Genomic DNA, 11,519 nt, shown 5'->3' with positions numbered 1-11,519 from the left:
ACGCTAACTCACCCGCCGAACGCGGTGGCGATCATCAATCGATATCCGGCTCCGGCCAGTGGGATCGCGCCGGCCAGGGCCAGTGCCCGGTCTCGCCAGGTGCGCCCGGTGACGGCCGTGACCAGGAGTGCGAGGGCGGCGAGGAGGACCGAGTACTCGACGATGCTCGCGGTCGGGTAGTCCGGGTTACCGAGCCGGGTCAGCTCGATGATCAGCTCGGCGAGCAGGACCGCCCCGGGCAGCGCGAGAGCCGGGATGCGGAGCCGGCCCGGGGTCCGGGCCAGCACCCCGCCGATCCCGAACACCACTCCGGCCACCACCGCGAGACCCATCCAGATCAGGGAGGAGGCCGCCCACAGGTTCGCCCAGTCGTCCCGCTGGATCAGCGACGCCGCCACGTAGTAGCTCGGCACCGCCACCACCTGCATGATCACCGCCGCCGTGGCACCCCGCAGCATGCTCCACCGCGCGTAGTAGGTGAGGAGGAACGCGGCCACCGCCCACACCGCGATCGAGTTGCCGAGCCCACCGAACGGAAACGGCACGAACTTGATCCACACGAAGTCGAGGAACCCCAGGGCGACACCGGCACCCACCGCTTTGACGATCACGGTTGCCGAGCCTAACGAGCATCGCAGCGGCCCGAATCCGTCATCGGACAGAGACGGTCTATGCCTTTCGGCCGGGGTTCTCCGCCAGGGATGCCTCCGCCAGGCGTCTACCGGCCACGCAGAACCGGTTCCCCTCCGGGTCGGCGAGCACAACGAACGGCATCTCACCCGGACCCATCTCGTCCGGCGTCGGGTAGTGCGGCCAGTCGACCCGGGCCGCCCCGAGCCCGACCAGCCGCTCGACCTCGGTGTCCAGATCCACCGCACCGGCATCCAGGTCGAAATGGATCCGGGGCTGCTCCTGAATCGGGCTCCCACTGAGGTCCATCGCGATCGGCACCCCCGGCACCCCCGGCGGCGGCCCGATCACCAGCCAGTCGTCACCGGCCCACCGGGCCGGCAGCCGCACCCAGCCCAGCGCCCGCATCCAGAACCGGCCGGCCCGCTCGGCATCCGCCACCCCGAGCGAGATCTGTGCCATCGACGCCATGCCGTCGATGCTAATGACCGTAACGCCCGCCGTGGGTTGCGTGGTCACTTAAGGTGCGAATCGCACCCGAACTCACCACGCTCCCGGACCGCCTTCCGGTACGCGCCCGATCGCGTGTTCTGACGCCAGGTCCGTGCCGCCACCTCTTACACCGGGCCTGTGCCGCCGCCCGCGAGTTCCAGGGCGACGTCGAGTTCGCGGATCTTCGCCGGGCCGAGAACGCCGATCCGCTCGACCAGGTGCTCCCGCCCGACGGTCGTCTGCCAGGTGCAGAAGACCATGTCCGCCCGCGGCAGCGCCACCCGCACCACACCGGGCGCCGCGAGGCCTTCGGCGACTCCGAGAAATACCTCGACACCGACGGGGAGCGCCTCCGGCCCGGCCGCCGCGACGATCCGCCGCCGTTCCCCGGCATCGATCGCCTGTGCCCCGGTGAGCAGCACGAACCCCAGTCGCTGCACCGCTGTGGCCGGTTCCACCACCTGAACCGCGCAGAACTCGGGCCCGGCCCCGCCGGTCAGCAGCACAACGGGCCGCATCTCGTCGATCCGCGCCCACCACAGCTCACCGCGCTCCACGCCCCGAACCTACCAACGCCGGTTCACACTCGCCGTCCCCTGATCGCCTGCCGAACATCGGAGTAGTCCGCGGCGAGAACGGCATCCGGGCCCGCCACCGAACTGAGCGGTCCCCCGAATCGCGACGCGGGCGTGCCATGGCGTGTGTGTGCCGACTTGCGGTTCGGTTCGCACCCGGATTCGGCACGCACGAGTGGGCCGCCGACAGCCCGGAACGGCAGGGATGGCGCCTGCTGGTCGTCAAGAATTGATGAGGGACAGCAGGTCGGCGTGTGTTCGGGCGTCGGCGGCGACCACCAGGCCGCCGCGGCCGGTGTGGACGGGCTGGCCGTCGATGCCGGTGACCACGCAACCCGCGGCCTGGCAGAGGGCGATTCCGGCAGCGAAGTGGACGCTGTCCGCCAGGTGACCGTCGGTGACGTAGGCGGCGCGCCGGCCGGCCGCGACCCAGGCGACAGCGAGCGTGGTGGAGACGACCCGTGGGCGGAACCGGGTGATGAAACGGTCGTCGGCGAGCATCCGGGCGGCCAGGAAGGTGCCCCGGTTCGGGAACGGCGGATCGAGGTTCAGGTCGACCAGGTTCGACTCGGCCGACGGCACCAGCGGGTGGCCGGTGCCGTCTTCGTGACGCAGCCCGGCCGAACTGCCGTCGGTCCAGAAGACCTCGCCGGCGAACGGGTCGGCCACCGCGGCCACACGCACCCGGTCGCCGGTTCGTAGAGCCACGTTCACCGCGACCAGCATGTTGCGCACGGCGTAGTTCAGCGTGCCGCACAACGGATCGACCAGCCAGAGCCGATCCGGCGAGCCGGTACCCGTACGCCCGCTCTCTTCGCCCTGAACCTGATCGCCGGGTCGCGCCGCCCGCAGAACATTGAGGATCGCCTGCTCCGCGTCGATGTCGGCGGTGGTCGCGAAGTCACCGGCGAGCTTCTCGAAGTGGGTCAGCTCGGTCCCGAAGTAGGAGCGCACCACCTCCGCTCCGGCCCGCGCCGCGTCGATGGCCAGTTCCAGATCAGTGCTCGGCATCCTGAAAAGGTAGATCAGCGCTCCAACTGGCCAGCAACGGCAGCATGGCGGCGGTGCGGGAGTGCGGCTCGGTCGTGTAGATCACCAGCCGCTGGTCCGGCTCCTGGGGCGGGGCGACGAACTCGATCCCGAAGTCCAGGCGCCCGGCGGTGGGATGCTCGATGCGTTTGGTCACCGAGGCGTAGTCACGGACGGTGTGGTCGTCCCACCATCGCGTGACGTCCTCGTCCGCGGAGCGCAATTCTTCGATCAAAAGCGTCAATTGCCTGTCGTACGGGTGACGAGCGGTCTCGCGCCGCAACGACGCCACCGCCGCCGCCGCGAAAACGGCCCAGTTGACGATGCGCTCGCGGGCCACCGGATCCTGGAACAGATAGCGGACGAACGAGCTGCCGGGCGGCAGTGGACGGCCGAGCACCGCAGTCAACAGCAGGTTGCGGGCCAGCACGTCCCCCCGGTTGCCCAGCAGCAGGACCGGGACGTGATCGAGGGTGCCCATCAGCCGGATCAGCCCCTGGTCCGGGCGCTGAACCGCGGTCGCGCCGCGGGCCCCGCGCGCCGGGCCGGGGGCGGCCAGGTCGTGCAGGTGGGCGTGTTCGACCTCGTCCAGGCGCAGCGCGCGGGCCAGCGCGTCGAGCACTTCGGCCGAGACGGTGGCCTGCCGGCCCTGCTCCAGCCGGCTGTAGTAGTCGGCGCTGAGCCCGGCCAGCATGGCGAGTTCCTCCTTGCGCAGTCCGGGAACCCGGCGCGGGCCGGGGAACGCCCGCATGCCTGCTTCGGCGGGGCTCAGCCGGTCGCGGCGGGACCGCAGGAAGGCACCCAGCGCGGCGCGCTCTTGTGACATGTCCCGAGAGTAAGGGGCAATGGGTGGTCATGCCGTGACCAGGTTCGGTGTGACCTGGTGCGGGCTGGAGCCCGAGCCTAGAAAGAGGTCATGACTTCTTCTTCCCGGCTCACCGGCCGCACCGCACTCGTCACCGGATCCACCAGCGGCATCGGGGCCGCCACCGCCGTCGCTCTCGCCGAGGCGGGCGCGCATGTCCTGGTCAGCGGCCGCGACGCCGACCGGGGCAAGGGCGTCGTCGAGCGGATCCGCGCCACCGGCGGGCACGCCGACTTCCTCGCCTCCGATCTAGCCGGCGACTACGGCCGGTTGCGCGGTTTCGCCGCCGACGCGACGTCGTTGCTCGGCGGCCGGGTCGACATCCTGGTCAACAACGCCGGTGTCTATCCCGTCTCGGCGACCGAGGACCTGGCCGACGCCGACCTCGACCGGATGCTCGCGGTCAACGTCCGCGCCCCGCACGTCCTGGTCGCCGCCCTGGCCCCGGCGATGGTCACCGCCGGTGGTGGCGTCGTCATCACGATCGGTTCCTGGATGGCGAGCACCGGCACCGCCGGTGGCGCGATGTACACCGCGACGAAGGCGGCCGCCGAGCAGTTGACCCGCGCGTGGGCCGCCGAGTACGGCCCGCGCGGTGTACGGGTGAACACGGTCGCCCCCGGTGTGACGCTGACCCCCGGCAACGAGGCGTACCGGCCGGTCCTCGACGCGATGACCGCGGCCACTCCGGCCGGTGTCGTGGTGCGGCCGCAGGACGTCGCCCGCGGCGTGCTGTTCCTGGCGTCCGACGACGCGGCCATGATCCACGGGACCACGCTCTACGTTGACGGTGGGATCTCCGCCACCCGGCTGGGCTGATCCTGGCGGAGGGCGGCGAAGAGCAGGCGGTCGCGCTTCTCGCCCCGGATCTGCAGGTAGCCGCGGAGGTGACCCTCGTACGTCAGGCCGATCTTCTCCAGCACGCGGCGGGAACCGGCGTTGGCCGGGTCGCACGTGGCGGCGACCCGGTGCAGGTCCACCTGGTCGAAGGCGAAGGCGAGCACCGCCGCGGCCGCCTCGGTGGCGTACCCCCGGCCCCAGGCGGATCTGGTCAGGACGTAACCGAACTCGCCGCGGCGGTGTGCGGCGGCGGTGACCCGGAGCTCGACGGCGCCGATCAGAGTGCCGGAGTGTTCGACGGCGAACGGGTGGACGCCGTCCGGCGGGTCCACGGCCGCCGCGACGAAGGCCTCGGTGTCGGCGAGTTCGTTCGGTCCCCAGTCCATGTACCGGACCACCTCGGGGTCCCCGGCGTAACCGTGGACCGCCGGAACGTCCCCGGGACGGAAGGGTCGCAGACGCAGGCGGGTGGTCCACAGTTCGCTCACCGCGCCACCCTAGATGACTGGTGTTAAACGCGGGTTGATCAGAGTCCTTGATCGGCCCGCGTTGGGCTTTGAGGGTTGCTGCCAGTGAGGGATAGTGGCGGTCGTTGATTTGGGTAGTGCCTGGTGGAGGGGTTTTCGGCCGGTCAGGTGAGGGTCCATCCTTGGGGTTGGTGGGTGCGTCCGATGGTGGCGAGTCGGGCGAGGTTGGTGGCGGCTGCGAGGAGGCTGAAGTCGGCGGCTATGCGTTGCAGGCCGCGCATGCGGGCGCGGCGTCCGCCGTGGCGGCGGCGCATCAGGTGGGCGATCTTGTGTTCGACTTTGGGGCGGGTGGCCCGGTAGTCGGCCTTCCAGCCGGGGTCGGTCTGCCGGGTCCGGGCGGTGACGAGGTGGGTCTCCCACCGGCTGATGGTGATGTGCCGCCCGGTCTTGGAGGTAGTGCACTGGGTGCGGAGCGGGCAGGTGGTGCAGGCGGTGCCAAAGTCGGCCTGGCCGGCGTGCCGGGCGTGGCCGGCGACCGGGCGGATCGTGATGGTCACCTGGTTCGGGCAGGTCACCGTGCCGGCGGCGAGGTCGATGGTGAACTGGTCCTTGGTGAACCTGCCGCCGGGCGCGACCGGGGCCTGGACCTTGGTCTTGATGTCGATCCCGGCATCGTGCAGCAGTTCGAGGACTTCGCCGGCGCCGTAAGCGCAGTCGCCGTAGACCGCCGGGTCGTCGGCCGGTGTGGTGTCGTGGGTGTCGGCGGGCGGGCCGGTGAGGTCGCTGATCAGGTCCGGGGCGGGTGCGGCGTCGCCGGTGTTGCCCGGGGTGACCTGGACCGCGGTGATGATCTCGCTGTCCGGGTCCAGGGCGAGGTGGCCTTTGTAGCCGTCGAAGCCGCGGTGCTGGGTTTTGTGGCCGTGCCGGGTCTGCGGGTCGACGGTGGAGATCACCCGGTCGGCGGCGACTTTCCTGGCGATCCGTAACACTCCGTCGTCGCCGGTCTCCAAGTCCTGACCCAGCACGGTCGCCAGTAGCGTCATCGCCTGCGTGACGGTTTCGGGCAGGTCCTCACACCCTTCGAGGGCGGCCAGCAGGGCGTGGCCGTCACGGGCCCGGGAGTCGATCAACGCTTCGCGAGCGGTCTTGTCGTCCCAGTCCACCACCGGCTTCGCGGTGCCGGTGTAGTCATCTCCGCTGGTCAGGACCCCTCGAAGGGCGGCGGCCTGGTCGGTGCCGGCAGTGGTGAGCAGGCCGCGGACCGCGGACCGGATCAGGGTGATCGTGTCCATGGTGGCGACCGCGTCGTACAAGGGTGTGGAGTCCAGGACCCGGCGCCGGCCGATCAGCCCGGCCTGCCGCGCCGCGGTCAACGCGACTTCGAAGATCCGGTCCGGACGGCCGGAGCGGCGCAGCCGTTCGCGCATGTCGACCAGCACCGTGTGGGCGAACCCGGCCCGGCCGGTGCCGTCGAAGCCACCGGCCCCGGCCGCGTACCGCCAGCGGACATCGAAGGTGAACCGGTCAACGGCTTCGCGGTCCGACAGCCCTTCCAGGCGTTGCAGGACCATCACCGTCGCGACCAGTGATGGCGGCACTGACCGACGTCCTACCAGCGCGAACAGGTCGCTGAACAGATCATCGGGGAACAGCCGGTCCCGGTGCTGGTCGAGGAACACAAAGATCGAGTTCGGGGCGAGAGCCGCCCCGCAGAACCGCCTGACCGGATCCGCGGGGTCCGACTGCTGCGACGCCCTACCCAACGTCATCCCAGCAAAATAACCAAAATCGAAACAAAGCTATATTCATCGTACGGGTGACAAGCCGCCATTTAACACCAGTCACCTAGACCCCGTCTGGTGCTCAGACCCCGATGGTGAGGACCGCGGTGAAGCCTTTGGTGACCGAGCCGGTGACGGTGGCCAGCTCCTGGGCGTAGCCGTCGGAGAACACGTTGTCGGTGGCCAGACTGACCTGCGACACGTTGCGTTTGCTGGAGGCGTAACCGCTGGTGGCGTAGACGAGCGCGTTGGTCTTGGCGGGCAGGGCGAGCTGGGAGGTGTGCAGCTTGTTCTTCGCCCTGGTGGCCTTGGCGACACTCGGGTAGACCTCGAAGTGGATGTGCGGCCAGCGGCCCGAATAGCAGGCGGGGTAGATACTGGTGAACCGTACCCAGCCGGTGCTGTTGCTCGCCTGGACCCCGCGCAGGTAGTTCTCCCCGGTGAGGCCTTTGCTGTAGAGCGAGTACAGCCCGTCACGGTTGCAGTGCCACAGGTAGACGGCCAGTCCGGTGGCGGCCTTCTCGGTGGCGGCGTGGACCAGCCGCAACTTGATGATCAGCGGGATGCCCTTGGCGACCCCTTTGGCCTTGCCGACACTGCGGGTGATGTTCTGGCGCACGAGTCCCGACGTGGTGAGAATGTTCGGCCCGTTCGAACCGTCGGCAGGATAGGGTCCGGCCGTCTCCTCGGGGATCCGCGGAATGCTGGCGTAGGCCGGGCCGGCGCCGGTCAGCGCCGCCACCGCGCTGCCGCCCACCACCCCGAGCAGTCGCCGGCGCCGCAGCATCGGAAGGTCACGGGCCAGCCCGCCGTCATGATCGTGCTCGGTGTCCGCCACTGCCTCATTCAACCCACCCGAGCCCCGGCCCGCTGGCGAATGCAGCCACCCCGGGGGCGGGTGCGCGCGCCTGACATGATCATTTGACTATGCCGTTCACTCTGAGTCATCCGGCGGCGATCCTGCCGCTGTGCCGTCGGCCTCCGGCCGCTCCCGCCCGGCCCGCGCGCTGGTGGCCGCTACTGGTCCTGGCGGCCGGCGGCGTCGTCGGGGCGGGCCTGCAACTGGCCGAACCCTCGCTACGCGCGGTGGTGATCGGCGCGATGTCCGGGGTCGGTGCGGCCCTGATTCTGTACGCATTGGCCTGGCATCTGTTCGCGAAAGCGGACAATGATCGGATGACCGACCTCGACACACTGCGTGGCATCTGGAATCGGGCCTGTGCCGACGAGGGCACCGGCCCCGGCGACCGGCACCTGGCCGCCCTGATCCTGGTCGACAACGTGGTGCAGAACGGCGGCCCGAACCACGCGGCGGACAGTTGCGAACCCGCTCAACTGGCCGCCGCCGCAGCCGGTGCTCGCTACTTCGGCCTGAACGACCTGGCCGCGGTGATCGACGAGCTGCCGGCCGCGGCGAGTGACCGTGACGACGACGAGGCGGAAGACCGGTTGTCGGACGCCTACCACGAGGTGTTCCCGGACACCTCGCGACTGGACGCGGCGCTGGCGGCCCGTTACGCGGTGGCCCCGGCCGACTTCGAGCCGGTCGTCGGCCCCTGACAGCCGGTCATCGGCCCCTGGTCGGAGCCGGTCACCACCAGGTGGTCGACTCGGCCAGGTTCAGAGCCAGGTTCGCCAGGACCGTGACGTAGAAGATCGCCCAGCCGACCAGGTTGCGGGAGCCGACCCGCAGGTGGGCGATCAGGGCCCCGGTGAAGTAGAGCACCAGGCCGACCGCGGCGGCGGTGCCCACCGCGGGGAGGGCGAAACCGGTCAGCAGCCCCACCGAACCGGCGGCCAGCAGCAGGCCGAGCACCGGCACGTACCGGCGCGGGATGCCTTTCATGTCCGCCTGCGTCTTCGGGTACTCGTGGCCGATCAGGTAGAAGACGGCGGCGCTGCCGGTGAAGAAGGCGGCGACGACGGTGACGATCATGTATGCGAGGTTCATAGCCGAGAAGACGGGGCAGGCCCCTGGAATGTGACATCAGGCAGAATGTTCGATCATGAGCGACACCGGTAACGAACTCACCCCCTCCGCCGTCGTGCGGGCCGCCGCCGGCGAATTCCTGGCCGGGCATCCGGAGCGGGCCGGGGCGCTGGTGCGGGAGCAGAACGGCGATGAGCGGACCGTCGACCTGACGCAGACCGCCCTGGTCGCCTCCGGGCAGGTGTTGCAGATCGTTCAGGAGGCCGCCAGCGACGAACTGGTCGAGGCGCTGCTCGCGTCGATCGGGCGGTTGAACGCGCCCCGGCCGGAGCTGCGCGCCCTGGTGGTGGAGACGGTGCGCCGGTTCGGCGAACCGAACTTCGCGCTGCTCTGCCGGCGGGCTGCCCACCGGCTCCTCGGGGCGGCCGGTGACCTGGCCCTGGACGCGCCGATGGACACGGTCCTGGCGCTGGCCGCGATGGTGACGCAGTTCGACAACAACACCGACATGATCCGGCTGGCCTGCGCCCGGGCCGACCAACTGATCCTGATCTCCGAAGCGCCCTTCCGGCTGGTGTGGGGACAGGTCGCCGGGGACACCGACGCGCAACGGCAGTGGCTGCGGATGCTGGCCGAGACCGGTGACCCGGCGGACCTGTTGGTCTGGTACTTCGGGCTGGTGCACGGGCTGAACGGCCGCACCGAGTCCGGTGACGGCAACCCGGCGCTCGACGCGCTGGCCGCCGACGTCGCTGCCGGGAACCTCGACACGGCCGCCGCGATCGCCAAGGGTTTCGCCGCGAAGCTGGAGCCGGCGCACCTGATCGGTTACGCCGCCCAGCACCTGACCCGGGCCGTCATCGCCGAGGCCGAACGCCGCGACGTGCCGGCCGGGACGGTCCTCGACGACCTGTGGGAGCGGGCTACGACGGCTTGAGTGTTCCCTTCAGCGGGTCCCAGGATTTGACGAACCAGCGCCGCATCGATTTCGCCAGCGCCGGGTGGCTGGCCGCCCACACGTCGTCGAAGACGAAGAACTGCTGGTGACCGTAGTTGTCGTCCAGGTGGAGACTGGCCTGCGCCAGATGCTCGCCGACCTCGATCCGGCTCTTGGCCGGAGAGCGGCTGCCGAGCGGCCCGGGGATCTCGTCGAGGCCCGCGGTCCGCGCCAGCACCGACCGGACGACCTGGTGTGCTTTCGCCTGGTCCCCGGCGAGGCCGTCGACGTCGAGGTACTGGTCGTGCCAGGCACCCCAGCGGTTGACCCGGTCCAGCGCGGCGGCCAGGTCGTCATCGGGACCGACCGCGGCCCGCAGGAGCACCACTTCGTACGGCCAGTCACCGTGCACGTCGGACCGCCGCAACCAGGCGGCCAGATCCGGGACCCGCACGCCGGGCAACCGCACCGAGGCGCCCTGGGTGTCCCAGTCGACGTCACCGATCTGGGAGGTGACGATCGTCGTCACCGGCTCGCCGTCACTCGGACGGGCGGAATCGGCCGGGAGCGGCCACTGTTCGTGGACCGCGTAGGCGAGCCGGCCGGGCCGCTCGGCGACGGCACTCTGGTCGAGGAAGAAATACGCCAAGGGAACCTCGTCGTCGTCGGTCAGCGCGCGGACACTGTGGTCACCGACGATCACCTTGCCCTCCACGTACAGATGCTTCTTCAGTAGTTTGCGCAGCTCACGCATCGACTCGGGCTTGGCCCGCGGCTTGTCGAAGATCGTGTGGAGCCCGTAGACCTCGACACCCAGCTCGGCGTGCAGCCACGCGGCGGGGTCGGGACGGGACTCGTCGAAGGCCCGGCGGAACCAGTCGAGCACCGACGCGTCGGGCAGCCAGCGCACGTGCTTGCCGAGCAGACCCTGATAGGGGGAGCGGTAGACGAAACAGATCACCTGATCATCATCGGCCACGGGTATGACAATCAGCGGGACAGGGCATCACCCAGCGCCGTTCGCTCGTAATAAACCGCCCGGCCGCTGCGCCGCCCCACGACCGCCCCGGCGTCACGCAACGTCGCGAGGTGCCCCGACACGGTGCCGAGCGACACCCCGAGCAGCACCGCGAGCTGAGACGGCGTCGTCGGATCGGCCAGCGCGGCCAGGACGCGCGCGCGGCCTTCCCCGATGAGCCTGGCGATGCCCTCGGCGGCGACGGGCACCTGCTCCAGGGCACCCCGCGCCGGATAGACCAGGGCGAACCGGGGCGGCGCCTCACACATCCACTGCCCGGTGATCCCGGTGTGCGGCACCAGCACCAGCCCCTGATCACCGACGGGCAGGTCCGCGTGCGTCTGGGTGGAGAACTGGATCGCGTCCGGCCCCGCCCACCGGATCTTGCCGATTCCGCTGATGGCCTGCCGCCAACCGTGGGCCGCGAGCACGCCCGCCCGGTGCCGGATGTCACGTTCCATCACCGCCCGCCGGCGCGGCCAGTCCGGCTCGGTGAACCACTGCCAGCCACGGGCGAACACCGCCGCGGCACAGGCGGCGACCCCGTCGGTATCGGCCCAGGCGAAACTGCCGGACTTCCAGGCGAACCGGCGGGCCTCGGCGATCGTCGCCCGCGCCGCAATGTCGCCGACGGCACGCATCTGCGCCAGCTCGTCGTCGATGCGGGTCGTCATCGACGACGGTGGGATGGCCACGAAGTCGGGCAGGAACTTCGTGGCCGACACCAGCCGTAGCAGGCCCGCGGCGAACGGGTCGCCGTCGAGCCAGTCCGCCAGCGCCCGGGCCTGCGGACCGGGCCGGCCGCCGTCGATCTCGCAGCGCAGAGTGATCAGGCGGCTCAGCGTCTCGGCCAGTGGGGAGAGCGCGAAACGACTGGCGCGCAGGGCGTCAGGGCCCAGCCGGATCAAGGTCATGCGCCGACCTTGCGGCATCTGCCGCAAGAGTTCAAACCCGC

At 70.4% G+C, this 11,519-nt stretch carries 14 protein-coding genes; 3 read left to right on the top strand and 11 right to left on the bottom strand.

What is annotated here, in order from left to right; all coding sequences use genetic code 11:
* Positions 1-8: 8 nt before the first annotated feature.
* The 5 genes from BLU81_RS10960 to BLU81_RS10940 form a co-directional block, all read right to left on the bottom strand.
* Complete coding sequence (locus BLU81_RS10960) at positions 9-611, bottom strand: DUF6518 family protein (RefSeq protein WP_092543993.1); 603 nt, start codon at positions 609-611, stop codon at positions 9-11.
* A gap of 58 nt (positions 612-669) precedes the next feature.
* A complete protein-coding gene (locus BLU81_RS10955; RefSeq protein WP_092543991.1) occupies positions 670-1,101 on the bottom strand; it encodes a VOC family protein in 432 nt (143 codons plus the stop codon).
* A gap of 146 nt (positions 1,102-1,247) precedes the next feature.
* A complete protein-coding gene (locus BLU81_RS10950) occupies positions 1,248-1,679 on the bottom strand; it encodes a hypothetical protein (protein WP_092543989.1) in 432 nt (143 codons plus the stop codon).
* Positions 1,680-1,919: 240 nt separating this feature from the next.
* Entirely contained in the window at positions 1,920-2,708 is a 789-nt protein-coding gene (locus BLU81_RS10945; protein WP_092543987.1) for an inositol monophosphatase family protein, read from the bottom strand.
* Entirely contained in the window at positions 2,695-3,552 is an 858-nt protein-coding gene (locus BLU81_RS10940) for a helix-turn-helix transcriptional regulator (RefSeq protein ID WP_092543985.1), read from the bottom strand. The genes BLU81_RS10945 and BLU81_RS10940 overlap by 14 nt, the downstream gene beginning before the upstream one ends.
* 90 nt (positions 3,553-3,642) lie before the next feature.
* Here BLU81_RS10940 and BLU81_RS10935 point away from each other — a divergent pair, with 90 nt between their 5' ends.
* Complete coding sequence (locus tag BLU81_RS10935; RefSeq protein WP_092543983.1) at positions 3,643-4,410, top strand: SDR family NAD(P)-dependent oxidoreductase; 768 nt, start codon at positions 3,643-3,645, stop codon at positions 4,408-4,410.
* Here BLU81_RS10935 and BLU81_RS10930 read toward each other — a convergent pair.
* The 3 genes from BLU81_RS10930 to BLU81_RS10920 form a co-directional block, all read right to left on the bottom strand.
* Complete coding sequence (locus BLU81_RS10930; RefSeq protein ID WP_092543981.1) at positions 4,371-4,919, bottom strand: GNAT family N-acetyltransferase; 549 nt, start codon at positions 4,917-4,919, stop codon at positions 4,371-4,373. The two genes, BLU81_RS10935 and BLU81_RS10930, sit on opposite strands and share 40 nt — an antisense overlap.
* A gap of 143 nt (positions 4,920-5,062) precedes the next feature.
* Entirely contained in the window at positions 5,063-6,667 is a 1,605-nt protein-coding gene (locus tag BLU81_RS10925; RefSeq protein ID WP_197686184.1) for an IS1182 family transposase, read from the bottom strand.
* A 94-nt stretch (positions 6,668-6,761) separates the two neighbouring features.
* Positions 6,762-7,517: an intradiol ring-cleavage dioxygenase gene (locus BLU81_RS10920; RefSeq protein WP_172890525.1), complete on the bottom strand. Its 756-nt coding sequence runs from the start codon at positions 7,515-7,517 to the stop codon at positions 6,762-6,764.
* Positions 7,518-7,606: 89 nt separating this feature from the next.
* Between BLU81_RS10920 and BLU81_RS49115 the strand changes: the two genes are divergently transcribed.
* Positions 7,607-8,239, top strand: a complete 633-nt coding sequence (locus BLU81_RS49115) for a hypothetical protein (protein WP_092543979.1) — start codon at positions 7,607-7,609, stop codon at positions 8,237-8,239.
* 31 nt (positions 8,240-8,270) lie between these two features.
* Here BLU81_RS49115 and BLU81_RS10910 read toward each other — a convergent pair whose 3' ends face one another.
* The gene (locus BLU81_RS10910) at positions 8,271-8,630 is read right to left on the bottom strand and encodes a DoxX family protein (RefSeq protein ID WP_092543977.1); all 360 of its coding nucleotides are present in this window, start codon (positions 8,628-8,630) and stop codon (positions 8,271-8,273) included.
* A 55-nt stretch (positions 8,631-8,685) separates the two neighbouring features.
* On the opposite strand from BLU81_RS10910, the gene BLU81_RS10905 reads away from it, so the two are divergent.
* Positions 8,686-9,546: a hypothetical protein gene (locus BLU81_RS10905; RefSeq protein ID WP_092543975.1), complete on the top strand. Its 861-nt coding sequence runs from the start codon at positions 8,686-8,688 to the stop codon at positions 9,544-9,546.
* Here the strand turns inward: BLU81_RS10905 and BLU81_RS10900 are convergent.
* Positions 9,533-10,525: a hypothetical protein gene (locus tag BLU81_RS10900; protein WP_092543973.1), complete on the bottom strand. Its 993-nt coding sequence runs from the start codon at positions 10,523-10,525 to the stop codon at positions 9,533-9,535. The genes BLU81_RS10905 and BLU81_RS10900 overlap by 14 nt on opposite strands.
* 11 nt (positions 10,526-10,536) lie before the next feature.
* Positions 10,537-11,478, bottom strand: coding sequence for an ArsR/SmtB family transcription factor (locus BLU81_RS10895; RefSeq protein ID WP_157751464.1), 942 nt, complete (start codon positions 11,476-11,478; stop codon positions 10,537-10,539).
* Positions 11,479-11,519 lie beyond the last annotated feature (41 nt).

Source organism: Actinoplanes derwentensis, from assembly GCF_900104725.1.
Classification (GTDB): domain Bacteria; phylum Actinomycetota; class Actinomycetes; order Mycobacteriales; family Micromonosporaceae; genus Actinoplanes; species Actinoplanes derwentensis.
This window is presented reverse-complemented; position numbering and strand designations above follow the sequence as displayed.